Source organism: Pseudomonas caspiana (assembly GCF_002158995.1).
Lineage (GTDB): Bacteria > Pseudomonadota > Gammaproteobacteria > Pseudomonadales > Pseudomonadaceae > Aquipseudomonas > Aquipseudomonas caspiana.
This window is the reverse complement of sequence record NZ_LOHF01000001.1, coordinates 505,403-530,585: the sequence shown is the minus strand read 5'-3', so window position 1 is coordinate 530,585 and position 25,183 is coordinate 505,403. Positions and strand designations below refer to the sequence as shown.

Here is a 25,183-nt window from a genome sequence, read left to right as displayed (position 1 = left end):
GTAGTCAGTCTTGCTTTGCCGTTCTGAATTCAGTCGTGCAATTCAGAAATGCTTTGGCAGGAGATCGCTGCATGTAGGAGCAGGGCTTGCCCGTGAAGCAGGCTCCACGGTGTTGCAGGTGAACCGGGTTGCCCATATCGCGGGCAAGCCCGGCTCCCACAGGGTTATGTGCTGTCTGCGCAATAGCGTGTAGTTAGTCTTGCTTTGCAGTTCTGAATTCAGTCGTGCAGTTCAACAATGCTTTGCCAGGAGATCGGTGCATGTGGGAGCAGGGCTTGCCCGCGATGCAGACACCACGGTGTTGCAGGTAAACCGGGTTGTCCTTATCGCGGGCAAGCCCGGCTCCCACGTCGTCATTCAGCCAGCGCTTCAATTTCCACCAGCACTGCACCCTCGCTCACCATATCTCCCTCGCTGCAATGCACGGCGGTCACTACTCCCGCCTGGTCAGCGCGGATGCTGTGTTCCATTTTCATCGCTTCCAGCACCACCAGTTGCGTACCGGTTTCGACACTCTGGCCGACTTCAACCAGAATCCGCACAATGCTGCCGTTCATGGGGGCAGTCAGTCCGCCTTGGGAGGCTTGACTGGCGTCTGCTGCGGCGATCGGATTGAAGCGTTTGATTGCATGCAGGTCTCCGGCCCATTTCAGGTACAGGGTGTCATCGCGACGCAGCGCGAGGTGCTGCTGGCGCAGGCCGTTTTGCTCAATCAGCAACTGATCGTCAATCAGTCGAGTCACCCAAGTGCTGTCACCGCGCAGTTTGACGGTATGCTCCTGACCATCGCAGGTCAGATGCAGATCCACTTCACTGGCCATACCAAAGCGCATCCCGGTCATCGAGGACCAAGGCGAGTGGGCATCGTCCTGACGCACGCGCGCAGGTTTGCTCTGACTGAATGCTGCAGCGGCCGCCTGCCAGAACTCGTCCGACAATGGCGCAGGGCGTGGCAACAGCTGCGCCTGATGACGAGGAATGAAGCCGGTATCCAGCTCGGCTGCCGCAAACGCTGGATGGCCGATGATCCGCCGCAGAAACGGCAGGTTGGTTTTGACCCCACCCACAACGAACTCATCAAGCATGGCCAGCAGCCGCAAGCGCGCCTGCTCACGGTCTTCCCCCCAGGCAATCAGCTTGCCAAGCATCGGATCGTAAAATGGTGAGATGCTGTCGCCCTGAGCCACGCCACTGTCTACCCGGCGCCCGGCACCGACCAAGCTTTCGCGATAAAGCGCCAACGTGCCGGTTGCAGGCAGGAATTCATTATCGGGGTCTTCGGCGTACAACCGCACTTCGATGGCGTGCCCCATCAACGGTACTTGCTCCTGAGTCAGCGGCAGCACCTGGCCTTGAGCGACTCGCAACTGCCATTCCACCAGATCCAGACCGGTAATGGCTTCGGTCACGGGATGTTCAACCTGCAAGCGGGTGTTCATTTCCATGAAGAAAAACTCGCCTCGGGCATCCAGCAGAAACTCGACCGTCCCGGCGCCGACATAGCCAATGCTCTGCGCGGCTTTGACCGCAGCTTCGCCCATGGCCTTGCGCAATTGCGGGCTGAGACCCGGAGCGGGAGCTTCTTCGACGACCTTCTGATGGCGACGCTGGATCGAGCAGTCGCGTTCATTGAGATACAGGCAGTGACCGTGTTGATCGGCAAACACCTGAATCTCCACATGACGAGGTTTGAGCAGGTATTTTTCGACCAGCATGCGCGAGTCGCCAAACGATGAAGCTGCTTCCCGCTGCGCCGAAGCCAGTGCGTCGGATAAATCCTCTACGCGCTCAACAACCTTCATGCCTTTGCCGCCACCGCCTGCGGTGGCCTTGAGCAGTACCGGGTAACCAATCCGCTCAGCGGCATCGCGAAACGTCGCCAGATCCTGAGCCTCGCCATGGTAGCCCGGTACCAGCGGCACGCCAGCCTGTTCCATCAGCGATTTGGCCGCGGACTTGCTGCCCATTGCATCAATGGCCGAGGCGGGCGGGCCGAGGAAAATCAGGCCAGCGCTTTCAACGGCCCGGGCGAATTCGGCATTTTCAGAAAGAAAGCCATAGCCGGGATGGATAGCTTGAGCTCCGCTGGCAAGGGCTGCGGCGATCAATCTGGAAATTTGCAGGTAGCTGTCGGCAGCTTTGCTACCACCCAAGTTAACCTTGATGTCTGCTTCGCGGGTATGGCGGGCATCACGGTCTGTTTCGCTGTGAACTGCAACCGTAGTCAAGCCAAGGTTTTTCGCGGTGCGCATGATGCGGCAGGCAATCTCACCACGGTTGGCGATCAACACAGTCGTCAAAGTAGAGGCGCTCATGGACGGGGCTCCTTGGGCTGTTCGGTCTGCCAGGCGGGTGGGCGCTTGTCCAGAAAGGCGCGCAGACCTTCCTGGCCTTCGCCACTGGTGCGAATTCGTGCGATGGCATTTTCGCAATAGCGGCGCAGGGCTGGGGTCAGTGCGCCGTTACCCACCTCGCGCAGCAGGTCCTTGCTGGCACGCATGGCTTGTGGGCTGTTCAGTAGCAGGTTTTCGGTCCACTTACGGACCTGTTGTTCCAGCTCCTCCGGCGGGTAGCACTCGGCAATAAGGTCGATCTCTCGGGCGCGCACACCGTCAAATCGCTCGGCGGTGAGCGCGTAACGGCGGGCAGCACGTTCGCCGATGGCCTGAACCACAAACGGGCTGATCACCGCCGGAGCAAGACCAATGCGCACCTCAGACAGACAGAACTGCGCATTGATGGCGCCGATGGCCATGTCGCAGCAACTGATCAGACCGAGTGCGCCGCCGAATGCTGCGCCTTGTACCACCGCCAGGGTTGGAATCTTGAGTTTGGCGAGGTTGTACATCAACTCGGCCAGTTCGCGGGCATCATCCAGATTGGTGTTGTAATCGAGGTTGGCAGACTGCTGCATCCAAGCCAGGTCCGCGCCGGCGCTGAAGTGCCTGCCACGGCCGCGTATCAGCAGAAAGCGCAGGCTGGCATCGGCCTGAACCGCGTCCAACGCGAGGATCAGCTCGCGGATCATTTGTGCATTGAACGCGTTGTTTTTCTCCGGTCGGTTAAGCCAGAGCGTGGCGTAGCCCTGTGGGTCACGCAGCAGTTCTACGGTTTGAAAGTCAGTCATGAGCGTTTCCTGATCACATGCGGAACAGGCCGAAGGTCGTCGGCTCGATGGGCGCATTCAGCGAGGCGGAGAGGGCGAGTCCAAGGATGTCCCGGGTTTGTGCCGGGTCGATCACTCCGTCATCCCACAGCCGGGCGCTGGAGTAATACGGGTGCCCCTGATGTTCGTACTGGTCGAGGATCGGTTGTTTGATAGCGGCCTCCTGGCTGGCACTGAACGGCTCGCCGCTGCGCTCGGCCTGTTCGCGTTTGACCTGAACCAGCACGCCCGCAGCCTGCTCGCCACCCATCACGCCGATCCGCGCATTGGGCCACATCCACAGAAACCGGGGATCGTAGGCGCGTCCGCACATGCCGTAATTGCCCGCACCGAAGCTGCCGCCGATGATCACGGTGAATTTCGGTACTTTGGCGCAAGCCACCGCCGTGACCAGTTTGGCCCCGTGTTTGGCGATGCCGCCCGCTTCGTATTTCTGTCCGACCATGAAGCCGGTGATGTTTTGCAGAAACAGCAGCGGAATTCCGCGCTGGCAGGCCAGCTCGATAAAGTGCGCGCCTTTTTGCGCCGCTTCGGCGAACAGAATGCCGTTATTGGCGAGGATCGCGACCGGGTAGCCGTGCAACCTGGCGAACCCGCATACCAGCGTGGTGCCAAACAGCGCTTTGAACTCGTCGAACACCGAGCCATCCACTAGCCGGGCAATCACTTCACGGACATCAAAAGGCTGTTTGGCGTCGGCAGGAATGATCCCGTACAACTCGTCAGCAGCGTACAGGGGGGCGGTTGGGGACTCGCTGTTCAACGCGCCGAGCTTGCGCCAGTTCAGATTGGCGATACTGCGGCGTGCCAACTCCAGAGCATGCTCATCGTTATCGGCGTAATGATCGGCAACCCCGGAAGTGCGGCAATGCACATCTGCACCTCCCAAGTCTTCAGCGCTGACCACTTCGCCTGTCGCTGCTTTGACGAGAGGGGGGCCGGCGAGAAAAATGGTTGCCTGCTGGCGGACCATGATCGCTTCATCGGCCATGGCCGGTACATAAGCGCCGCCTGCGGTGCAAGAGCCCATCACAACGGCGATCTGCGGGATGCCTTGGGCACTCATGTTGGCCTGATTGAAGAAGATCCGTCCGAAGTGCTCGCGATCCGGAAACACTTCATCCTGACGCGGCAAGTTCGCGCCGCCGGAATCCACCAGGTAAAGGCACGGCAGGCGGTTCTGCTGGGCTATGGTCTGTGCTCGCAGATGCTTTTTGACCGTGAGCGGGTAATACGAGCCGCCTTTGACGGTGGCGTCGTTGGCGATAATCATGCATTCCACGCCTTCGACGCGGCCAATACCGGCAATCACCCCGGCGGCAGGCACGTCTTCTTCATAAACCTGCAGTGCGGCCAGTTGACCGATTTCAAGAAAGGGCGAACCGCTATCGAGCAGCCGATTGATCCGATCCCGTGGCAGTAATTTGCCCCGTGACGTGTGGCGCTCCTGAGCTTTCGGCCCACCGCCTTGCTGAATGTTGGCGAGCAGGCTGCGCAGGGCGTTGACTTGCTCCAGCAGGCTGGCGCTGTTGCTGGCGAATTCGGCAGAGCGGGTATTGATGTGGGTTTGGAGGGTTGTCATGGCTACTCCGGGCTTTCTTTTGCGCGCTATTAACGATAGCGGGGTGCGTCTTGCAATGGTGCCTCATGCATCGCGGGCAAGCCTCGCTCCCACAAGAGATCGTATTTCAGTTCAAGTTGATCAGTGCACACAGCCCCTGACTCACTTGAACTGAAATGCAGTTCAATGTGGGAGCGGTGCTTGCCCGCGATGCCTGAGACGCAGTGGCAAGAAGCACCACTTTGTTGTTTATCACCCGACTGCAGTCATCGGGACTCATTGAACAATTCACGTCCAATCAACATCCGCCGGATTTCGCTGGTGCCTGCGCCAATTTCGTAGAGCTTGGCGTCGCGGAGCAGTCGTCCGGCCGGGAATTCGTTGATGTAGCCGTTACCGCCCAGAATCTGGATCGTTTCCAGAGCCATCTGCGTTGCCCGCTCTGCGCTATAGAGAATGACCCCGGCTGCGTCCTTGCGTGTGGTTTCGCCACGTTCGCAGGCTTGCGCCACGGCATACAGGTAAGCGCGGCTGGCGTTTAGTTGGGTGTACATATCGGCGACTTTGCCCTGGATCAACTGAAACTCGCCGATGCTCTGACCGAACTGTTTACGGTCATGGATGTAGGGCACGACCACATCCATGCAGGCTTGCATGATGCCGGTCGGTCCACCGGCCAGGACGACGCGTTCGTAATCCAGGCCGCTCATCAGCACCTTTACGCCACCATTCAGCACGCCCAGCAGGTTCTCTTCTGGAACTTCTACATCATCGAAAAACAGTTCGCAGGTGTTCGAACCCCGCATACCCAGCTTGTCGAACTTGTTGCCGCGTGAAAAACCTTTCCAGTCCCGCTCGACGATAAAGGCGCTGATGCCATGAGCCGCCTTTTCAAGGTCAGTCTTGGCGTAGATCACGTAAGTATTGGCATCTGGACCGTTGGTGATCCAGGTCTTGCTGCCATTGAGGACAAAGCGGTCGCCGCGTTTGTCGGCGCGCAGCTTCATCGAAACCACGTCGGAACCTGCGTTGGGTTCGCTCATGGCCAGCGCGCCGACATGTTCACCGCTGATGAGAGAGGGCAGGTACTTCGCCTTCTGCGCGGTGGTGCCGTTGCGATTGATCTGATTCACGCAAAGGTTTGAATGCGCGCCGTAAGACAGTGCAACAGACGCCGAGCCGCGACTGATCTCTTCCATGGCCACCACGTGGGCGAGATAACCCAGCCCAGCGCCGCCATATTCCTCGTCAACCGTGATGCCCAGCAGACCCATGTCGCCAAACTTGCGCCACAGGTCCGCAGGGAAAAGGTTGTCTTTATCGATCTGCGCAGCCCGTGGGGCGATTTCAGCGGCAACAAACGATTGCACCTGGTCGCGCAAAATATCAATGGTTTCGCCCAGAGCGAAGTTCAGGCTGGGATAACTCATGGTTAGCGTTCCTTGTTATTTTTGGAAGAGTCGCTATGACCTTTACGTTAACGTAAACCTGTAGCCGGAGGCGTGTCAATCAGCGGCTGCAAACGGGTGGGTTTGTCTGAATTGAAATACTTTCTGTAGGAGCGCACGAGCATCGCGAGGCCGCGATAGCGGTGTATCAGACAGGCCGCCATCGCTGCCTCGCGGTGCTCGTGAGCTACTACAGACCGAGTTTTCCGCCTAAAACCCCACCCCCCAGACAGCACGAAGGGGAGCCTGGGCTCCCCTTCAAGGTATTTCGCGATGCTCTTTTTTATTGTTGGGCGGCCTGTTGTTGTTTTTGGTGGCCGTACCCTTACCGCTGTTTTAAGCGATCCCATTAGGGATCAAGAGCAAACGTATTTTTTTGAGCGCTGATGCGGCTTCTATCTCATCGATCCAACCAGGTCTGGCGCTACCTCAGGGTAGTTTTGTTGTTCTTTCGCCCGGTTGCGAGGATCTCTTGCAAGCTCCTCAGAAAAGCTATCCACTCCAAAAAAATCTGTTAGCTGCGCCTCTGTCCGTGTTGTTTTTGTTATGTCAGAGCCGATACGTCTTGTTTTTATTGGGTTACTGCACATTTTTATTCTTGTTGTACTGAAGATATAGCAGGAGGCGTGCCAGCTTTCTAAAACCCTTTAAAAACAAGGGGCTAGTGAAAACAGCTAACGGGGCATACGGTGCAAAGCCATGGCAATTGTTTCCGTGTTACCCGTTTCTTCCTGCGAACTGAGAGTAGGGTAACACTCTGTGACAACATGTCGCACCTCAGGCCGACAGGCGTGCCTTGGCTACCCTGGAGCCATTGGTCTTACCCAACACCTGGCAAATGCGCTGACCAGCATTGATCAGTCGATCCAGATCAACCCCGGTTTCAATCCCCAGCCCATCAAGCATGTAGAGGACGTCTTCGCTGGCGACATTGCCGCTGGCACCTTTTGCATAGGGGCAGCCACCGAGCCCGGCGACCGAACTGTCGAACACGTGAATGCCTTCCAGCAGGCTGGCGTAGATGTTGGCCAGGGCCTGGCCGTAGGTATCGTGAAAATGCCCGGCGAGTTTGCCTCGGGCAATGCGCCCTGCGACAACATCGAACAGCTCACGGGTTTTAGTGGGGGTACCCACACCAATGGTGTCGCCGAGTGATATCTCATAGCAGCCCATGGCAAGTAGCTCATTGGCCACCGCGGCGACTTGTGCGGGCGCGACCTTGCCGTCATACGGGCAGCCCAGTACGCAGGAGACATAGCCGCGCACCTGCATCCCATGCAAGCGAGCAGCTTCCATGATCGGCGCGAAGCGCTCCAGGCTTTCATTGATTGAACAATTGATGTTGCGCTGTGAGAAGGCTTCAGAGGCTGAGGCAAACACAGCGACTTCTCTGACCCCAGCGGCAAGGGCATCCTCGAAGCCGCGAAAATTTGGAGTCAGCGCTGCGTAGGTCACCTTGTCGTTGCGCTGGATATTGGCGAATACATCTCCAGAACCGGCCATTTGCGGCACCCACTTGGGTGAGACAAAACTACCGACTTCGATGTAGCTCAGACCAGTCGCCGACAGCTCGTCAACCAGTCGCACTTTGTCCGCAACGCTGATGGGGTTGGATTCATTCTGCAAGCCGTCGCGCGGCCCCACTTCTACAAGGCGCACTTTTTCAGGTAATGGCATGCCCGGCTCCTTCTCGAAAGATTCGAGAATAAGTCTTCAATTAATTGATTTTTATTGTTTTATCGAGCGCTAGCTTGCAGCGCTCCTCGGCCGCGTCCAGTTCCAGCTGCATGTGCTGGATGTCCAGCATTTGCTGTTCCAGCTGCGTGCGGCGTTCGCCGATTTTGCCGAGCATGGTGTGAAGTTGTTTATGGTTACCGCCGGCGGGGTCGTATAGCTCGATCAGTTCGCGGCATTCCGCCAGGGAAAAGCCGATGCGCTTGCCTCGCAGAATGAGCTTGAGCGTCACCTTGTCACGGGCCGAGTAGATGCGTTCCAATCCACGTCTTTCAGGAGCGAGCATGCCTTGCTCCTCGTAAAAGCGAATTGCCCGGGTAGTGATATCCAGCTCGCGGGCGAGGTCGGAGATGCTGTAGGTCTGGCTGGTCATGAACGCGCTCGGCGGGGAAACAGAGGTTTAACCTAAGGTTCCCTTTACGTATACGTCAAGCAAGAAATCTTTTGCGCTCAAGCATGGGCTGTCCAAGGCTGTGTATGGGGCAATAGAACCGCGCTTGCGAAATGATCAGCACCCGAAAATGCAGCGATGCTTACCCCGGGAGTGAATTTCTGGATAAATGAGCGTGGCCAGATCATCGCCCAAGAGAGCGGCTGTCCGATGGCGGGGCGGTTTCATACTTGCCCCAGATGCGCCGCAGATGCCTGGCAGAACCAAAGCCTGAGCGTTCCGCGATGGTTTCCATATCAAGAGTTGATTGGGCCAGCAGCTCACGGGCGACACTCACGCGCAGTCGGTGCAAGTAATCGAGCGGGCTGATGCCCGCGTGCTCACTGAACAACCGCGCCAGATGTCGGCTGCTGGTGCAGGCAAGGCTCGCCATTCGGGTGACAGTCCAGTCTTCGCAAGGCGCCGCACTCAGGGCGTCCTGAACACGATGCAATGCGGGGTGCAAGTGGTTACGACCGCTCACCCAGGCTGACAGTTGCGGGTCCGCGGCGCCTCTACGCTGATAAACCACCATATCCCGTGCCACCGCGCAGGCCAGTTGCGGCCCTGCCAGTTCGGCTACCCAGTGCAGCATCAGGTCTATGCCTGCGGTGACACCTGCGCTGCAACTGATCGGACCATCAGTGACATAAAGCCGGTTTTCCAGCACGCGCGCCGTGGGTGCGATGGCTTGTAACGTCTCGCATAGCGAGTGGTGAGTGGTGCACTGACGACCGTCAAGCAGACCCGCTTTCGCCGCAATCAATGCACCCGCGCAGATGCACACCAGTTGTGCGCCTGAAGGTGCAAACACCCGTCGCAGCCAGTCCGTGACGATATTGCTGGCTGCTTCGAACTCCGTCAAACGCGCGGAGGGCGCAGTCGTTGTAGAGCCGACCAACACGACCATTGTTTCTGGCGTCAGGGTTTCCGGCAGGGGCGGCAAACCGGAAAGAGGCAGACCAATTGAGGATTGCAGGGAGGCGACCGGGCTGACGTACTGCAGGTCAAAATCCAGTGCGGTTTCGCTTTCACTTTGCCCCGCAAGGCGCAGCACTTCGGCCGGGCCTGCCAGATCAAGCATCAACACGTTGGGCAGCAGCACAAACAGCACCGGAATGGTCATCGTTTCAACCTGCAAGCGCCTGAGCAACGGTGACGATTCGTGCGAAGCGATCTTCCAGCACCAACTCGGTACGTTCACGAATCTCTGCCGGGCTGAAGGTGCGGCCACTGCGTGCGTGGGTCATCGCAAAAGTCAAAGTCGCCTCACTGACGAAGTCCACGGTAAAGCCCGTGTCTGAGGCCTGCCGGGTGGTGGTTTCACAACACTGCTCAGTGCGAATGCCGCTGATGATCAGGGAATTGATGTTTCGTGCCCTCAACCAGGCGGCCAGCGGCGTACCAGCGAGTGCGCTGTGAACGCGTTTGTGAATGACCAGATCAGGGTTGATGGACAATTCGTCCAGGGTTTTCACATTTCCTGAGGCCAGGGAGAAGTGTCCCTGCTCCTCTACGTGAAAGACTTGTATCACAGGGATGCCTTGCTGGACACACCCGTCAATCAGCGTTTGTTGGTTTTTCAGGTAAATAGGCAGGTCAGTTTCGGACCAGTAGTCGGAGTGCCGAAACGAATGCTGCACATCAATGACGATCAGGGCTTTATTGCTCATGGTCTGTGTCCAAGGCTATGAAAATGGTGGTCAACAGATGCCATGGTAAGCACAGATCAGAGGTGGCGACAGACACCGATTGGACGCGAGCAGGACGATTCCGGACATCCTGCGTGTGTGGCTTAAGTCTGGGCGTGCTTGTTGCGTCGACAGCGCTCCGAACAATATCGGACCTCATCCCAGCAGCGCGCCCACTTCTTGCGCCAGGTGAAAGGCAACCCGCAGACGGCGCAGGTTTTTACGGGCAGTTCACTCTTTTTCAATGTGTTCCCTGTCATAGCAATGCAACCAGCGATTTGGAGTACTTGTCTGTAGAACTCGCGAACTTCGCGAGGCAGCGATGGCGGTCCATCTGATACACCGCTATCGCGGCCTCGCGGTGCTCGTGCGCTCCTACAGGTATTGTTGCCCGTTAACCCTGTAGGAGTGAACGTGTTCGTGAGGCGCCAGCAAATCCACCACGCAATCACCTGACGCAACGCGTCGCGAACACGTTAGCTCCAACAAATCTACTGTTTGACGCAAGACAACGCAGTGTCAGGCTTAACAAGCGATCTGATTTCAAATCAACTCACCCGCATCCAGCTTGGCGAGCAATAGCTCTCCTCGTTGCCAGAGTGCTTCCTGCTTGGCTTCAGGCATGCGGTCGAGGTTTTTGTACAACATGCCCATGCGCTGATTACCGCGCAGAAGGTTGCTGTGACGCATGAGGAAGTGCCAGTAAAGCGAATTGAAAGGGCAGGCATTATCAGCAGTGCTTTCAGTCACTTTGTAGGCGCAGTCGCCACAGTAGTTGGACATGCGTTTGATGTACTGACCGCTGGCGCAGTAAGGTTTGGAGCCGAGATAACCGCCATCGGCATGCATGACCATGCCCAATGTATTGGGTAGCTCGACCCAATCGAACGCATCCATGTAGATCGCCAGATACCACTCACAGATCTGCGGCGGCGCAATACCGGCAAGCAGCGCGAAGTTGCCTGTCACCATCAGCCGCTGAATGTGATGCGCGTAGGCATATTCCAGGCTTTGGCCGATGGCCTGACTCATGCAGTTCATCCTGGTTTTGCCGGTCCAGTAGAACTCTGGCAGTGGCCTGCTGTTACCGAAAGCGTTGCCACTGGCGTAGTCCGGCATCTTCAGCCAATACACACCGCGTACATATTCGCGCCAGCCAATCAGTTGCCGGATAAAGCCTTCGGCGGCATTCAAGGCGATCCTGCCCGACCAGTACGCCGACTCCACATCGCTGCACAGTTGGCGCAGATCCAGCAGGCCAATATTCAGGGCGGCACTGATGCGAGCGTGAAACAGGAACGGCTCGTTGCTGGCCATAGCGTCCTGATAGTCGCCGAAACCGGCCAGCCCATAATCCAGAAAATACTCCCACAGTGACTGGGCTTCAGCGTGCGTGACTGGATAATCAAAGCTGTCCAGAGCACCGTAGTGGCTGGAGAACTTTTCTCGAACCAGCGTGATGACTTCCTGAGTGATCGCATCATTAGAAAAACGTGCCGGGTAGGGCGCACGTACGTTCTTGGGCAGTGCCTTGCGGTTTTCGGCGTCGAAGTTCCATGCCCCGCCGACCGGGGTACCGTCGCCATTGATCAATAACCGGCTTTTGCGGCGCATCTCGCGATAGAAGAACTCCATACGCAGCTGCTTTTTGCCCTGTGCCCAGCTGGAGAACTCTGCTCGAGTGCACAGAAAACGCGTGTCGCTGTGCCACTGAATCGGCAAATCACACGCCCTGATCGATTGCTCAAGACGCCAGTCACCGGTCTCCGTCAAGTGCAACTCTTCAGGCTGCAGCAACGAGTGCCAGCGATGTAACTCGCCAGGCACCGAGCCGGTGTTCTGTGGGTCATCGAGTCTGACGTAGTGCACATGAAAGCCTCGCGCTTCCAAGGCCTGCGCGAAGTGCCGCATGGCACTGAAGATCAGAATGATTTTTTGCGGATGGTGGGGCACATGGGTGGCTTCCTCCATGACCTCGACCATCAACACCGCATCACTCTCGGCGTCCAGTTCGGCCAGCGAGGCAAGGTCAAAGGACAACTGGTCGCCCAGAACCAGACACAGTCGGCGATGGGCGCTCATCAATCTATCTCTCTATTCAACACGTCTTTTCCTGTGCGAGGAGGCCGAACTGCGCAAAAACCTGTACCAATGTAAATTCTTGTACAAGTATTTCATAGGTTTTTGTGCGCATGGCCGTTCAGCGCATTGGTGAAAGGAACTGAAGAAAAACCGAACACCTCGGTTTGCAGGCACTCGAAAAAAGTGGACGTCGATTCAAACTCATTAAAGGAACAACCTCATGCGACCACAAACCTCGTTCATCTTCGATCTGGACGGCACGCTCACCGATAGCGTTTATCAAAACGTTGCGGCCTGGAAAGAAGCGCTGGACGCTGAGGATATTCCTCTCGCGATGTGGCGCATTCACCGCAGAATCGGTATGAGTGGCGGATTGATGCTCAAGACTTTGTCTAGAGAGACCGGCCTGGAAATCAGCGAAGCGCAGGCCAAACGGCTCAGCGAAAAGCACGCAGACGCCTACGAGCGCCTTCAGGGTCAGATCATCGCATTGCCTGGCGCGATAGAGCTGCTTGACGCGCTCAGCCAGGACAACCTCAAGTGGTGTATTGCGACTAGCGGCGGTATCGACACCGCGACGATCAATCTGAAAGCGCTGAAACTGGACATCAACGAGATCAACATTATTACCCGCGATGACGTGAAGTACGGCAAACCCGACCCGGATCTGTTCCTGGCTGCGGCGCACAAACTGGATGCACCTATTGATGAGTGCCTGGTAATTGGCGATGCCATCTGGGACATGCTCGCCGCGCGTCGCTGCAAAGCAACGGGCATCGGCTTGCTGTCGGGCGGTTATGACATTGCAGAGCTTGAACGGGCAGGGGCTTTGCGCGTGTATGAGGACCCGCAAGACTTGCTAGAGCACCTGGATGAAATCGCGTCGCGGCCTTAAGGGTTACACACCACTATCTCGACCGTTGTAAGGTTCTCCCGGCTAAAGCCGGCCCTACGGTTACCACTTAATTAAACGCATCCCTGTAGGAGTGAGCTTGCTCGCGATAGCAATGTTGCAGTCAAAAAGTCTCGTTTGATAAAACGCTATCGCGAGCAAGCTCATTCCTACAGATAACCGTTGGTTGCGCGGTGATGCAACCGCCATCAAGTTTGCCCACTCCCAGTCGATAATGCTGCTAGAGAGGGCTTTGGTGCATTGAGCTCTCGACTCTAACAATTACAGACCTGAGTGCTCACCATGTCCCAGTTTCTCAATCTGAAGCTCAAATCCAAGTTGCTGTTCGCTTTTGGTTTATGTGCCTTGATCACGGTCGGTGTTGCAGGGCTGGGGTACAGCGGGATCTCAACTATCTACGGCCAGTTGCAGAGCACGGTCAGCAACAATCTGGTATCGATCCAGAAAACCGACTCGGTCAAGGCCAACGTGATCGCCACCCACCGGGACATGTTCAGGGCCATCAACCTGGGGTTACGCAAAGCCACGCCTGAGGAGATAAACGCTGCGGCTTTGTCGTTCAGGGACAACCAGGCCGAGGCTGAGCAGCAATTCAAAATCTATCGTGCCACTCCGCTGGAAGCTGATGAGCGCGCGGCCGGTGACGAGTTCGAGCGAGACTGGCCAGCGTATGTCGCCGCCGCAGAAAACGTTTTCGCGCTGCTGAAAAGCGGCGATGTCGATCAGGCCGCCAAGTTTGCCGATACCAGCGCAACCCCCGCGTATCGCAAGACGATTGGCGAAGTCAAAATCATGATCGAGTCCAATGCTCGCCAGGCGCTCGACGTAGCTACCTCAGGGCAAGCGACTAACCAACAAGTGACGTGGGCGCTGATCATCGGCGCGCTTGTCGCAGCCGCTGCGGCCGTTGCTCTTGGGCTGGTGGTTACGCGCATGATTACTCGACCGCTCTATCAATCGGTGGAAAGCGCAACTCGCATCGCTCAGGGCGACCTCACCAAAGAGATCACAACAGGCAGTGAAGATGAAACCGGGCAACTGCTGAAAGCGCTGTCGAACATGCAGAAAGATCTCAAAGGCACCGTTCAGCAAATTGCCGATGCTTCTGATCAATTAGCCTCGGCCGCCGAGGAGTTGACCGCTGTGACTGAAGACAGCACCCGTGGCCTTGTTCGTCAGAATGACGAGATTCAGCAAGCGGCAACGGCTGTAAATCAAATGACCGCAGCGGTGGAAGAGGTGGCTCGCAACGCAGCCAGCACTTCTCAGGTGTCGAGCCAGACCGCAGAAGACGCGATCAAAGGCCAGAACCAGGTGCAGCAGGCTGTGACGGCAATGAACACCATGGCGGTGGACATCAACGATTCCACGCAGCGTGTCGAAACGCTGGCCGGTCAGATTCGTGACATTACCAAGGTGCTGGACGTGATTCGCGGTATCGCTGAGCAGACCAATCTATTGGCCCTCAACGCCGCCATCGAAGCCGCGCGCGCCGGTGAACAGGGGCGTGGTTTTGCTGTTGTAGCCGATGAAGTCCGGGCGTTGGCTCACCGTACCCAGGCCTCGACTGGCGAAATTGAAGCAATGATCAAGGTAGTGCGCGCGGGCGCGGACGAGGCCGTGCAATCGATGGGCAAAAGCCAGTCGATGGCGCAAAGCACCCAATCGCTGGCCACAGAAGCAGGCCTTGCCCTGGAGCGAATCAGCGCTGGCGTCAGTCAGATTAACGAGCGCAACCTGGTTATCGCCAGCGCAGCCGAAGAGCAGGCGCAGGTCGCCCGTGAAGTTGATCGCAATCTGGTGAACATTCAGGACCTGTCGACCCAGACTTCCGCAGGTGCAAACCAGACCAACGCTTCGAGTCAGGAGTTGTCACGGCTGGCGATTTCGTTCAATACGCTGGTGGGTAAATTCAAGCTCTGATGAGTTCCACCCACCTCTATATTCATTAGAGACGTAGCGGCTCAGCCAGTGAGCCGCCTGCGTCCAGAGCCCAAACCGGTTCTGGACGCGCTACTGGTGAGTCAGAAAAGACGATCAATACAAGGTATCAGCGATGCGCCCTGGCAAGGCGCGGTCGTAGGCATCGCCATCGATTTCGGCAGCGGAGATTTCCTTAAGGATTTTTCCAGCGGTAGGCAGCGTATTTCGCTCCACCTGGCGCGCCATATCCCAAAGCCCCGCTCTGATAACCGCTCGGCTGCACTGGAAGTAAACGCTGGTGACAGTGATTCGCAAAACAGATTTAGGCAGTTGACCGTTCACTGCGAAGCGCGCCAGTAACTCGGGCCTGACTGATATCTGCGCTGTCCCGTTAATGCGTAATGTTTCGCCCACCCCAGGCACCAGAAACAGCAACGCAACACGGGGGTCAGCCACTATGTTGCGCAGGGTGTCGAGCCGGTTGTTACCACGCCGGTCAGGTAAATAAAGCGTCTTGCTGTCTTCGATATGGACAAATCCTGCTTGATCGCCACGTGGTGACGCATCAAGCCCGCCGGGACCTGACGAGGCAAGAATCGCAAATGGAGCCGACTCGATAAAAGGTCGATAGACGGGATGGATATGATCCACCTCTTTGATGATGGAGGGGCGTGCGACGGCGCCATACAGGTTTTCCAGCGCTTCAGTCGTCGTCACGTACTCGTTCGTGTCCAGTTCCATAGCGGTCTCTTTTTATCGTCTTGCTTTAGTTGTCAGCCCGGCACAGGCGCCAGGGTAGTCACATTGAGTGTGAGCTGTCGCTATGACGCAAATGCGATTGGTCCGGTAGTAAGCGGTTAGCTGTACAGCATCTAATCAGTCAGCCTCAAACCACGTGGGATGCAATGCCGGAAAGTGTTCGCGAAGCCAGTCTGCAAACGCATGTACCTGCGGCGCCAAATGAGTTCTGCTGGGGTAAAGCACGGACACTTTGCGACGTGCAGGACGAAAGGCTGGCAGCACTTCAACCAATTCTCCGTTGGTGAGGAAGGTATCTACGGTGATACCGGGTGCCTGAATAATCCCGAAGCCTGCAAGTCCGCACTGTACGTATGCATTGGACTCATTGACTGTAATAACCCCGCGGCTCGGATAATGCCGGTCCTCACCTTTCTCCAGAAAGTGCCAGGCAAGAGGCCTGTTGCTCTGGCCGGACAAGAAGCTCACCCAACGGTGGTCGACTGCCTCTATACAGACTGTGGAAGCTCCAATAGGGTGGGTCAAGCCCACCCAATCATGATGGAGTGAAGATGAAGATTCAGTTGAATACCAAGCGTGCGCTGGTCACCGCTTCGACCGGCGGGATAGGTTTTGCGATCGCCAAAGGACTTGCCGAGACTGGCGCAGAGGTGGTGATCAATGGCCGCAGTGAAGGCTCTGTAAAGAACGCAGTGGCCAAGTTATCCAGCGAAGTTCCGGGTGCGAAAATCACTGGCGTTGCCGCTGACCTGAGCTCTTCAAATGGTGTTGAAACGCTGGTGCAAGGCGCTGGGCATATCGACATCCTGGTGAACAATGCCGGGATCTATGGCCCTCAGGATTTCTTTGAAACTGACGACGAGGTCTGGGACAGCTACTGGCAGACCAACGTCATGTCCGGTGTGCGTCTGAGCCGTGCATTGCTGCCTGCAATGGTTGAGAAAAGCTGGGGCAGGGTGGTGTTCGTGTCTTCTGAGTCTGCACGCAATATCCCGGCGGACATGATTCACTACGGCGTTTCCAAAACTGCCCAGCTGGCACTGGCTCGCGGCCTGGCCAAGCGCGTCGCCGGCAGCGGCGTGACGGTCAACAGCGTGCTGCCGGGACCGACTTTGTCCGAAGGCGTTGCAGGCATGTTGCATAGCGAAGTGGAACGTACGGGAAAATCCCTTGATGAAGTCGCCAAGGCGTTCATCGCGGAGCATCGTCCCAGCTCGATTATCCAGCGTGCCGCTACCGTCGAAGAAGTCGCGAACATGATCGTGTATGTGTGCTCGACTCAGGCGTCAGCCACCACGGGCGCGGCGCTCAGGGTTGATGGCGGCGTGGTCGATGACATCGTTTGATGCGAACCGGCACTGTCGACAGGTGTTGTAGGCTGAGAAGCTTTTGATCGCTGACTGTTCAATCATGAAGGTCAGCGATTTGCCTGCGGACTCAAGGTGACGTACGTGGTCGATGTGTTAGTGCTGGTATGTGAGCATTGGCATTAATCTTCAACGGGTGGAAATCACACCACAGGCTACATCCCTAGTTATTGATAGCGGAGGGGGCTTGGATTCAAGGGGCTGTTACTTGATTGGCTTCAACATTTGAAGCTGAATGCCAACTCAGTCACAGACGCTAGCTATCAAAGTGCTATCAATGGAACAGGCGTCTCATTTGATTTTCGTGCGCAGCTCCAGCTTACGTCTATGCTTCGAAACGTGCATGCTTCCGGCTGTCTGTCGAAATCGGATTTGAACAGGGAGCGTTACCAATGAAACTTCGCGATATAAACAGCACCTTCACTTTGGCCGCCACTATTCATTATATCTTTCAATATCTTGGTAGCAGATATACGCCTGTCTGGGACGGTGGAGACTGATCAAGTTATAACTAAAGTTATAGCGTGGACGCTTTCTAACATCAAGTTTTGCTGGAGGGGCCGGAAGGCAAGGAGATATGTATTCAGCGCACTGACCGCGCCGAGGACTTGGGCCCTCTGACTCAACGTCACCAGTCGGCACGAGGTTAATAGGGAAGAAGGCGGCCTCACCTGTATCGCACTCGTTACAGGAAACGGATTTTACTATTACTTGCAAGCGACTGTTTTAGTGCTACGGTCTATGAGTCGCACACGCAGAGGGCGCGTCAGGTCTGGTGAAAATAAAAAACAGTAATTCTAAATAAACAACGAGCTTTCAAATGTACGGATTGCCTAAGCTGCCGCTTGCATATTGCGGGGGATGGATAATGGGCTTTTAGTTTTAGCGTGGCATGCCGGCGTCGGTAGTAGCCAGCCAACAAAGCTTAACTACTACTGCAACGAAGGATTGTTAGCTTGCTTGCCAAGTGCACGTTCAGAACAAACGTTGAGCGATTCAGGTTTGGGCATAGCTTCTCAACCACTCAGCTTGAACAACGAGAAAGACTTTATTCATCTCACAGGAGTGCCCCTCGATGAAGTTTAGTCATCATTTACTGGTTCTGGCGGTTAGTCTCAATGGTAGTTTGGCATTGGCTCAAGTTGAGCCGAAGGGGGCAAGCGAACAGACCCGACAAGCCAACGCGGCAGTGCTCAAAGATCTGCCTTTCGCGGATAAACAAGATTTCGAGGATGCCAAAAAAGGCTTTATCGAAACACTGGTGCCCATGACGATAAAGGATGCCAAGGGCGCAACATCCTGGGACCTGACCAGCTATGACTTCATCAAGGGCGAGGCTCCTGACACGGTTAACCCAAGCCTTTGGCGAATCGCCGAACTGAATTTGAACAACGGTTTGTTCAAGGTGACTGACAGGGTCTATCAGATCCGTGGTTTCGATCTGTCCAACATGACCATCATTGAAACAGACAACGGTTTGATCATCATTGACCCATTGGTCACCACCGAGGTGGCCAAAGCGGGTCTTGATCTGTACTACAAAAATCGGCCAAAAAAACCAGTTGTTGCGGTCATCTATACCCATAGCCACGCCGACCATTACGGTGGCGTCAAAGGCGTCACCAACGAAGAAGATGTGAAGTCAGGCAAGGTCAAGGTTATTGCGCCAGAGGGTTTCCTTGAAGAAGCGGTGAGTGAAAACGTACTGGCAGGTAACGCCATGAGCCGCCGTACCCTCTATCAGTATGGAGCCTTGCTGCCACGCAGTGATCGCGGTCAGCTGGACGCGGGTCTGGGAAAGACCACTTCATTCGGTTCATTCACCCTGATCCCACCGACTGACACCATCACCAAGACCGGCGAAAAGCGCACAATTGACGGTGTTGAAATGCTCTTTCAGATGGCGCCTGGCACAGAAGCGCCGTCAGAGATGTTGATCTGGTTCCCGCAATTCAAACTGCTCAACACTGCTGAGGATGCCACCCATACCCTGCATAACCTCTACACTTTGCGTGGAGCGCAAGTACGCAACGCTGCCAACTGGTGGAAGACGCTCAACGAGGCGCTCAACACCCATGGTGATCAGGTTGAGGTAGTGATCGCTCAGCACCACTGGCCGATGTGGGGCCAGAAGCGCATCGTCAGCTTCATCGCTGATCAGCGCGATATGTTCAAATATATCCACGATCAGTCGCTGAACCTTGCTAACAAAGGCTTCACCATGACTGAGATTGCCGAGCAGTTGCAACTGCCCGATAGCACCGGTAAACAGTGGCACAACCGTGGTTATTACGGTTCGGTCAACCACGATGCCAAAGCCATCTATCAGCGTTACCTGGGCTGGTATGACAGTAACCCCGCCAATCTGCACCCTTTGCCGCCGGTTGAGGCCGGCAAGAAATACGTCGAGTTCATGGGGGGAGCCGAGGCGGTCATGACCAAGGCCAGAGCCTCAATTGCCCAAGGAGACTATCGATGGGCCTCTGAGGTGCTCAAGCACGTGGTGTTCGCCGACCCGGCCAACCAGGAAGCGCGCAATCTGCAAGCTGACGCATTTGAGCAGTTGGGCTATCAAACCGAGAACCCTACCTGGCGTAACGAATATCTGATGGGCGCTTATGAGCTACGCAATGGCGTGCCTAAAGTGCCAGGTATTAGTACATCCAGCGCTGACATGGTCGCAGCGATGAGCCCGGATCTGCTGCTTGATTATCTTGGCGTACGAATCAACGGTCCGAAAGCGATCGGCAAGCACTTGCTGTTGAACTGGAAACAGCCGGAAGGCCCCAGTTACGCGGTGGAATTGCGTAATGGTGTAGTCATCTACAGCGAAGGCAAAGTACTCGAAAATGCCGATGCGACCCTGACTGTCGACAAGCTGGGATTTGCGGGTCTGATGATGGGTGGTCTGACTCTGGACCAAGAGGTCAATGCAGGCAAAGCCAAAGTCGAAGGTGACACTGGCAAGATCCATGAACTGTTGGCTTTGCTGGACGCCTTCCCGACCATGTTCGACATCGTCACTCCTTGATAGCTGAAATACGCCCCGGTATCGCCTGCCGGGGTGGACTCATGGATGAACAGTGAGGAAAGACCATGCTGCGACGCTCATTGATTACCAGCGCTACTATGCTCGGGATCACCGTTGTCTTGCCCCCGATCACCGCCCATGCGGACAATGCACGTGACTGGCAGAATCTGCCGACCGATCTCAACATGATTTTCGGCTACTACAACCTCATTGACACTAACACTCCGATTGACACCTCATTGCCCATCGATGGCCTGTCGCTGAACGCGGACCTTTACATCCTGCGTTATGCGCGTTCATTCGGCATTGATGGCCGCAACTCGGCGATCCAGATCATTCAGCCTTATGCCGATGTCAGTGCATCCTTCGATAATGCGCGCTTTTTCGATGGCACCAAACACGACGGGGGCATGGGCGATACGCAACTGGTATTTGTGCATAACCTGTTCGGTGGTCCGGCGCTGACCAAGGAAGAGTTCGCCAACTGGAAACCCGAGACGTTTCTGACCGGCGCGTTCTGGCTGACGACGCCAACCGGTGACTACGACAAGAAACAGATCCTGAACATTGGCGCCAATCGCTGGGTGTTCAAACCAGAGTTGGCTTTTGGCACACCCATCGGCCCGACCTGGCTGGAGTTCAATACCTACGTTTCGCTGTACGGCGACAACGACGATTATCTGGGCGACAACAAGTTGGAGCAAAAGCCGCTGTATGCAGTGGAAGGCCATTACAGCTACAGCTTCAACCGTGCCTTATGGGCCTCACTCGATGCCACCTATAACAAGGGAGGCGAGACCAAAATCAACGGCGTCAACCAGGACAACCAGCAGCAAAACACGCTGGTGGGTGCCAGCCTGGGCTTCATGCTTTCTCCACAGTTCGGCGGCTTGATTGCGTATTCCGACACCGTTTCAGAACGCAGCGGGTCACCCGACGTGAATACCTGGACGCTGCGCTTGCAGTATGTGTGGTGACGTCTATGAGCAATTACCGGGCTCACCCCACGACCGCATGTCTCGGATCTTTGACTGCGCTCCCCACCACGACTTTATTGGCTTTGCAATGGAGAATTCGGGATGTCTAAACCACTAATTATCAGTGCAGTTTTCGCAGCTGTCTTGATGTGCACAAGCCACGCCTCTGTAGCGGAGCCGAACACTCAGCGAATTCGAGATATCGCCAAAGAGGCGTACGTGTTTGGTACGCCGATGGTGGATACCTACCGTGTTATGTATGCGTTTTCCATAGACACAGCCAGCTCTCAGTACAAAGGTCCCTTTAACTCGATACTTAACGTTCCAAGAGTTTTTACCCCAGCGGACACGGCCTTTGTCACGCCGAACTCAGACACGCCTTATTCATTCATCGGGTTGAACCTGCGAGCCGAACCGATTGTACTGAGCGTTCCTGAGATGGAAAAAAATCGCTACTTTGTCTTTCAGTTGATGGACCTGTACAGCTTCAATTTTGCCTATATCGGAAGCCGTACCACGGGCAATAAAGGCGGAACGTACATGATTGCGGGTCCAGACTGGGAAGGACAAAAACCGAGCGGAGTTGATCAGGTCATTCAGGCTGAAACCGATTTGGTCTCGGTCGTGGGGCGGACGCAGTTGTTCAATCCAGACGATTTGGACAATGTAAAAAAAATCCAGGAACGCTATAAGGTCCAACCGCTATCTGCTTACCTGAAGACGCCACCGCCTGCGGCCATGTCAGAAATCAAATGGATTACGCCAATATCTCCGAAAACCGAGCGCAGCTCTCCTGAGTTTTTCAATCAACTCGCGTTTCTGCTGCAATTTGCTCCCGTGCACCCAAGTGAAGTCGACCTGCGCAAACGCTTCAGTGAAATAGGTATCGAGCCTGGCAAACCCTTCAACGCATCACGACTCCCCGCAGAGCAGCAAGCAGCGCTGGTGGCCGGGATGCAGGATGGCCAGCAGCAAATCGATAAATTACGCAGCTCGCTGGGCGGCAAGACTGACACGCTGTTTGGCACGCGGCAGTACCTGAACAACGACTATGTCGCTCGCGCTACCGGTGCACAGATGGGGATTGGTGCCAACTCCCGGGAAGAGGCAATGTATCCCATTTACGACAAGGACTCGGCAGGTGAGCCACTGGACGCGAGCAAGCACCGATACACCCTGACCTTTGCTAAAGGGGAACAGCCTCCGGTTGAAGCCTTTTGGTCGCTGACTATGTACGACCTGCCTAAACAGCTCCTGGTCGCCAACCCTATCAATCGTTATCTGATTAACTCGCCGATGCTTCCTTCACTCAAAACCGATGTCGATGGCGGGCTGACTCTATACATCCAGGCAGACTCTCCCGGCCCCGGAAAAGAGAGCAATTGGCTGCCGGCCCCCAAGGGTCCTTTCATGGTCACCATGCGCTACTACTGGCCAAAGCCTGAGCTGCTGGCAGGCGAGTGGAAGTCTCCGCTGATCGAGAAGGCGAAGTAAGGGGTAGTGCATCGTTTGACTGGTTGCTTAGCCACTAATGGTTCCGGTCTGTTTGACTGGGCTAGTGGCAGTGACAGCACCCTCGTCAGACTGAATCGGAGCTCTAGGCTTATTACACGTTCGAGGCGTTCGTTATGGATAGACGATTGAGTGTTTTCGCCATGGCATTGACCTGTGTGTTGCCGTTCATCCAGCACGCGAGTGCTGATAATGCCGAAGAAGCCAACAAGAGCAACAACCCTCTTAACCTGGCGCCGGGTATGAACCTTCAGGACTACTACACGCCCCGGATCTACGACACCAATGTTCATACCAATGACCTGTTGTTGCGGGGTACGTTACCGATAGCGCCGAACGATTTTATCGGTGTGCCTCAACTGCTGCGAGCAACGCTGCCGCTAAGTACCCGTCCAGATCCCCATGGTGGCTACAGCACAGGTATCGGGGATCTCAATCTGTTTGATATTTTTCTACTCAAGACTGAAGGCATTCAGCTGGGTATCGGTCCTCAAATTACTGCGCCGACTGCTGCACATGACGAACTCGGTACCGGCAAATGGCAAGCGGGCCTGGCCGCGGTGGCCATCGACTCATCCCCCAGGGGATTGCTGGGTGCGCTGGTCCAATACCAAAGCTCGTTTGCAGGGGATAGCGACCGTGCTCATGTCGAGTCCGCTACATTCCAGCCTTTCATCATTCATAACCTGCCCAAGGGCTGGTATTTAAGGTCGACAGCTACATGGACTTTCGACTTGAAACAGGACACCCACTACATCCCGATTGGATTAGGGGTGGGTAAAGCCTGGAAAGCTGGCAGCAACATCTTCAACGCATTCGTCGAGCCACAATGGACAGTGGAGAAAAAAGGCGATGGCTTACCGCAGTTCACCGTGTTCGCAGGACTGAACGTGACCTTTGGGAAGTAACTGAGCCTGATTGACTTAGTCGCCCAGTGTTTTCTTGGCTAGGGAGGTCAGAAATGATTCTGAGATACGCCTTTTACACTATGCCTGCCAGCTCTGGCGTTTATGGGGCGCGTAGTCCTGTTGGCGAGACGTCCTGTCTGCATCGTCAGAGGTTCCGCCTCCCCAACAAGACTAAGCACCCCGGATGCTTTTACAGAGAGTGTATTTCAATTCAGCAGTATCTATTTTGGTAGGAGAGGGCGACGGTATCTCTCGCAGTTGAGCACTCAACCATCACCATACTCATTTCGATTCAGGCTTGAACAGCCTTGAGATATCTATCTTCTCGGCCATTGCCTGATAGCCCGCTCTGTTGGGATGCAATTTGTCGCCGGGGCCGCCCACGGTGCTATCGGCCACAAATTCACGGCGCATACCGCCTGTTGCCGGGTCGATCGTCGCGGCCGCAAAGTCGACGACATCGTCAAAAAGACCGGATGTACGTATGAACGCATTCAGTTCTTCGCGTTTTGTATTCTGCTCGGCATGACCATGTGCAGCGCTGGTGCTGCCCAGAGCGGTGGTCACAGTTGCGCCGATGACTCTGACCTCTGGCCGCTGTGATCTTATTTTGCCCAGAACCTCCGTCATTGCAGTTTTAACACTGTCAACCGAGGCATTGCCGTTTTTGCTGAGGTCATTGATACCTTCGAGCCAGATCACGGTCGTCACCCCGGATACGCCGATGACATCGCGTTCCACGCGCATTCTCGCCGAAGGGCCGCCCGCGAAAGGCGCTTGTGGCGAGTAGCTGGCAGGACCAGCGATTTGATTGCCACCGATACCCGCGTTCACTACAGATACCCGGTCTCCATAAACAGCATGTAACTTCCTGGCCAGTACATCTGGCCAGCGATCATCGCCGTTCAAGGTTGTACCGGTGCCGTCTGTGATGGAGTCCCCGAAGGCCACAACAACTTTGGTGTCTTTCGGCGCCATCATGTCGACCGCATCCAGAAAGTACGTCGACGTGGTACTGAACGGGAAGGCGTTTTCCTCCTCGGACTGGCCCACAGATCCCGCGCCAGGGCGGCTCACATAAGAGGTGTTAAGTGCTTTGGCGTGCCACGTCATCGGCCCGCTCTGGCCTTTGACATGAAAACTGACGGCCAGCCTGCGACCTTGAAGGAGTGACAAGTCCTTCCCTTGGGCAAACGGCAGTGTGACAGGATCGCTCCACACCGAAGTACCAGCTGGAATTTCAATGCTTGGCTTGCCTGCAAAAGAGACAGCCTGGTTAGTGCCTTTCATGACTGCCGAGCTACCTTGCTGCAGGCCTACATAGACACCGTCAAATGTAATGGGACGGGTACCCAATTCGTTGGACAGGCGAATCCGTGTTTGCCCCGCCCAGATGTCCGGCCGCACCATCAGGCGAAAGGTTTGATCTTGCGCTCCTTGATCCGGCGCCGGGAACGCGAGACTCAGGTCCGGCTGCGCCGAGGGGTTGCCAACAGGGTAGGGCCCCTGAATGGCACCTACCCACGCCGCAGCCCATTTATTGTCGGGTTGAGCTTGAGCCAATGCCGCAAAAAGTGTGGTGATCAGGGCGACCGATAAACAAGCCAGTTTCATTTTCATGAATGATCCTTCTCTCTTTTGTTTTTATCAGTAAACCATCAATAACCGCGCAGCAGGCGGT

19 protein-coding genes and 2 pseudogenes are annotated in these 25,183 nt (G+C 55.8%); 8 read left to right on the top strand and 13 right to left on the bottom strand.

Annotated elements, in window-relative coordinates:
- Nucleotides 1-353: 353 nt before the first annotated feature.
- The 10 genes from AUC60_RS02360 to AUC60_RS02315 all read right to left on the bottom strand — a co-directional run bounded on the left by AUC60_RS02360 (nucleotide 354) and on the right by AUC60_RS02315 (nucleotide 12,112).
- Nucleotides 354-2,315 (bottom strand): acetyl/propionyl/methylcrotonyl-CoA carboxylase subunit alpha, encoded by a 1,962-nt coding sequence (locus AUC60_RS02360; protein ID WP_087264470.1) that lies wholly within the window; start codon nucleotides 2,313-2,315, stop codon nucleotides 354-356.
- The gene (locus AUC60_RS02355; protein WP_087264469.1) at nucleotides 2,312-3,127 is read right to left on the bottom strand and encodes a gamma-carboxygeranoyl-CoA hydratase; all 816 of its coding nucleotides are present in this window, start codon (nucleotides 3,125-3,127) and stop codon (nucleotides 2,312-2,314) included. Before AUC60_RS02355 ends, AUC60_RS02360 begins: the two co-directional genes overlap by 4 nt.
- A 13-nt stretch (nucleotides 3,128-3,140) precedes the next feature.
- Nucleotides 3,141-4,748, bottom strand: a complete 1,608-nt coding sequence (locus AUC60_RS02350; protein ID WP_087264468.1) for a carboxyl transferase domain-containing protein — start codon at nucleotides 4,746-4,748, stop codon at nucleotides 3,141-3,143.
- Nucleotides 4,749-4,993: 245 nt separating this feature from the next.
- The gene (locus tag AUC60_RS02345) at nucleotides 4,994-6,157 is read right to left on the bottom strand and encodes an isovaleryl-CoA dehydrogenase (protein ID WP_087264467.1); all 1,164 of its coding nucleotides are present in this window, start codon (nucleotides 6,155-6,157) and stop codon (nucleotides 4,994-4,996) included.
- Between the two features lie 795 nt (nucleotides 6,158-6,952).
- Nucleotides 6,953-7,852, bottom strand: a complete 900-nt coding sequence (locus tag AUC60_RS02340) for a hydroxymethylglutaryl-CoA lyase (protein WP_087264466.1) — start codon at nucleotides 7,850-7,852, stop codon at nucleotides 6,953-6,955.
- Nucleotides 7,853-7,892: 40 nt separating this feature from the next.
- Nucleotides 7,893-8,282 carry a MerR family transcriptional regulator gene (locus tag AUC60_RS02335; protein WP_087264465.1) on the bottom strand — a complete coding sequence of 130 codons (390 nt, stop codon included), beginning with the start codon at nucleotides 8,280-8,282 and terminating at the stop codon, nucleotides 7,893-7,895.
- A 202-nt stretch (nucleotides 8,283-8,484) separates the two neighbouring features.
- Nucleotides 8,485-9,465 (bottom strand): GlxA family transcriptional regulator, encoded by a 981-nt coding sequence (locus tag AUC60_RS02330; protein ID WP_087264464.1) that lies wholly within the window; start codon nucleotides 9,463-9,465, stop codon nucleotides 8,485-8,487.
- Between the two features lie 4 nt (nucleotides 9,466-9,469).
- On the bottom strand, nucleotides 9,470-10,012 hold the full coding sequence (locus AUC60_RS02325; RefSeq protein ID WP_087264463.1) for a cysteine hydrolase family protein: 543 nt from the start codon (nucleotides 10,010-10,012) through the stop codon (nucleotides 9,470-9,472).
- Nucleotides 10,013-10,134: 122 nt separating this feature from the next.
- Nucleotides 10,135-10,275, bottom strand: a complete 141-nt coding sequence (locus AUC60_RS02320; protein WP_087264504.1) for a DUF2256 domain-containing protein — start codon at nucleotides 10,273-10,275, stop codon at nucleotides 10,135-10,137.
- A 298-nt stretch (nucleotides 10,276-10,573) separates the two neighbouring features.
- On the bottom strand, nucleotides 10,574-12,112 hold the full coding sequence (locus AUC60_RS02315; RefSeq protein ID WP_087264462.1) for a cryptochrome/photolyase family protein: 1,539 nt from the start codon (nucleotides 12,110-12,112) through the stop codon (nucleotides 10,574-10,576).
- A 220-nt stretch (nucleotides 12,113-12,332) separates the two neighbouring features.
- Between AUC60_RS02315 and AUC60_RS02310 the strand changes: the two genes are divergently transcribed.
- From AUC60_RS02310 to AUC60_RS28400, 3 genes and pseudogenes are all read left to right on the top strand, one after another.
- Nucleotides 12,333-13,007 (top strand): HAD family hydrolase, encoded by a 675-nt coding sequence (locus AUC60_RS02310; protein WP_087264461.1) that lies wholly within the window; start codon nucleotides 12,333-12,335, stop codon nucleotides 13,005-13,007.
- Nucleotides 13,008-13,307: 300 nt separating this feature from the next.
- Nucleotides 13,308-14,090 (top strand): annotated as a pseudogene (locus AUC60_RS28405) (MCP four helix bundle domain-containing protein); the annotation flags it as partial.
- A complete protein-coding gene (locus AUC60_RS28400; protein WP_372489436.1) occupies nucleotides 14,085-14,948 on the top strand; it encodes a methyl-accepting chemotaxis protein in 864 nt (287 codons plus the stop codon). The pseudogene AUC60_RS28405 and the gene AUC60_RS28400, both read left to right, overlap by 6 nt.
- A 114-nt stretch (nucleotides 14,949-15,062) precedes the next feature.
- Here the strand turns inward: AUC60_RS28400 and AUC60_RS02300 are convergent, their stop codons facing one another.
- Entirely contained in the window at nucleotides 15,063-15,689 is a 627-nt protein-coding gene (locus tag AUC60_RS02300; protein WP_087264459.1) for a pyridoxamine 5'-phosphate oxidase family protein, read from the bottom strand.
- Between the two features lie 135 nt (nucleotides 15,690-15,824).
- Nucleotides 15,825-16,184 (bottom strand): annotated as a pseudogene (locus AUC60_RS02295) (LysR substrate-binding domain-containing protein); the annotation flags it as partial.
- A gap of 74 nt (nucleotides 16,185-16,258) precedes the next feature.
- On the opposite strand from AUC60_RS02295, the gene AUC60_RS02290 reads away from it, so the two are divergent.
- The 5 genes from AUC60_RS02290 to AUC60_RS02270 all read left to right on the top strand — a co-directional run bounded on the left by AUC60_RS02290 (nucleotide 16,259) and on the right by AUC60_RS02270 (nucleotide 23,502).
- Complete coding sequence (locus AUC60_RS02290; RefSeq protein WP_087264457.1) at nucleotides 16,259-17,053, top strand: SDR family NAD(P)-dependent oxidoreductase; 795 nt, start codon at nucleotides 16,259-16,261, stop codon at nucleotides 17,051-17,053.
- 1,096 nt (nucleotides 17,054-18,149) lie between these two features.
- Nucleotides 18,150-20,105 (top strand): alkyl/aryl-sulfatase, encoded by a 1,956-nt coding sequence (locus AUC60_RS02285; protein ID WP_087264456.1) that lies wholly within the window; start codon nucleotides 18,150-18,152, stop codon nucleotides 20,103-20,105.
- Between the two features lie 98 nt (nucleotides 20,106-20,203).
- Nucleotides 20,204-21,082 (top strand): transporter, encoded by an 879-nt coding sequence (locus AUC60_RS02280; RefSeq protein WP_087264503.1) that lies wholly within the window; start codon nucleotides 20,204-20,206, stop codon nucleotides 21,080-21,082.
- A 102-nt stretch (nucleotides 21,083-21,184) separates the two neighbouring features.
- Complete coding sequence (locus tag AUC60_RS02275; protein WP_087264455.1) at nucleotides 21,185-22,576, top strand: DUF1254 domain-containing protein; 1,392 nt, start codon at nucleotides 21,185-21,187, stop codon at nucleotides 22,574-22,576.
- Nucleotides 22,577-22,737: 161 nt separating this feature from the next.
- Nucleotides 22,738-23,502 (top strand): hypothetical protein, encoded by a 765-nt coding sequence (locus tag AUC60_RS02270; RefSeq protein WP_087264454.1) that lies wholly within the window; start codon nucleotides 22,738-22,740, stop codon nucleotides 23,500-23,502.
- Between the two features lie 282 nt (nucleotides 23,503-23,784).
- Here the strand turns inward: AUC60_RS02270 and AUC60_RS02265 are convergent, their stop codons facing one another.
- On the bottom strand, nucleotides 23,785-25,122 hold the full coding sequence (locus tag AUC60_RS02265) for a GDSL-type esterase/lipase family protein (RefSeq protein ID WP_202973057.1): 1,338 nt from the start codon (nucleotides 25,120-25,122) through the stop codon (nucleotides 23,785-23,787).
- Between the last annotated feature and the right edge of the window lie 61 nt (nucleotides 25,123-25,183).

Bases quoted from the DNA above. Each gene is read 5' to 3' on its own strand.
- AUC60_RS02310 (WP_087264461.1), top strand. From the start codon at position 12,333: ATGCGACCACAAACCTCGTTCATCTTCGATCTGGACGGCACGCTCACC.
- AUC60_RS02315 (WP_087264462.1), bottom strand. From the start codon at position 12,112: ATGAGCGCCCATCGCCGACTGTGTCTGGTTCTGGGCGACCAGTTGTCC.
- AUC60_RS02270 (WP_087264454.1), top strand. From the start codon at position 22,738: ATGGCATTGACCTGTGTGTTGCCGTTCATCCAGCACGCGAGTGCTGAT.
- AUC60_RS02285 (WP_087264456.1), top strand. From the start codon at position 18,150: ATGAAGTTTAGTCATCATTTACTGGTTCTGGCGGTTAGTCTCAATGGT.
- AUC60_RS02360 (WP_087264470.1), bottom strand. From the start codon at position 2,315: ATGAGCGCCTCTACTTTGACGACTGTGTTGATCGCCAACCGTGGTGAG.
- AUC60_RS02275 (WP_087264455.1), top strand. From the start codon at position 21,185: ATGTCTAAACCACTAATTATCAGTGCAGTTTTCGCAGCTGTCTTGATG.
- AUC60_RS02350 (WP_087264468.1), bottom strand. From the start codon at position 4,748: ATGACAACCCTCCAAACCCACATCAATACCCGCTCTGCCGAATTCGCC.
- AUC60_RS02345 (WP_087264467.1), bottom strand. From the start codon at position 6,157: ATGAGTTATCCCAGCCTGAACTTCGCTCTGGGCGAAACCATTGATATT.
- AUC60_RS02300 (WP_087264459.1), bottom strand. From the start codon at position 15,689: ATGGAACTGGACACGAACGAGTACGTGACGACGACTGAAGCGCTGGAA.
- AUC60_RS02330 (WP_087264464.1), bottom strand. From the start codon at position 9,465: ATGACCATTCCGGTGCTGTTTGTGCTGCTGCCCAACGTGTTGATGCTT.
- AUC60_RS02265 (WP_202973057.1), bottom strand. From the start codon at position 25,122: ATGAAAATGAAACTGGCTTGTTTATCGGTCGCCCTGATCACCACACTT.
- AUC60_RS02340 (WP_087264466.1), bottom strand. From the start codon at position 7,852: ATGCCATTACCTGAAAAAGTGCGCCTTGTAGAAGTGGGGCCGCGCGAC.
- AUC60_RS02280 (WP_087264503.1), top strand. From the start codon at position 20,204: ATGCTCGGGATCACCGTTGTCTTGCCCCCGATCACCGCCCATGCGGAC.
- AUC60_RS02290 (WP_087264457.1), top strand. From the start codon at position 16,259: ATGAAGATTCAGTTGAATACCAAGCGTGCGCTGGTCACCGCTTCGACC.
- AUC60_RS02355 (WP_087264469.1), bottom strand. From the start codon at position 3,127: ATGACTGACTTTCAAACCGTAGAACTGCTGCGTGACCCACAGGGCTAC.
- AUC60_RS02325 (WP_087264463.1), bottom strand. From the start codon at position 10,012: ATGAGCAATAAAGCCCTGATCGTCATTGATGTGCAGCATTCGTTTCGG.
- AUC60_RS02335 (WP_087264465.1), bottom strand. From the start codon at position 8,282: ATGACCAGCCAGACCTACAGCATCTCCGACCTCGCCCGCGAGCTGGAT.
- AUC60_RS28400 (WP_372489436.1), top strand. From the start codon at position 14,085: ATGCAGAAAGATCTCAAAGGCACCGTTCAGCAAATTGCCGATGCTTCT.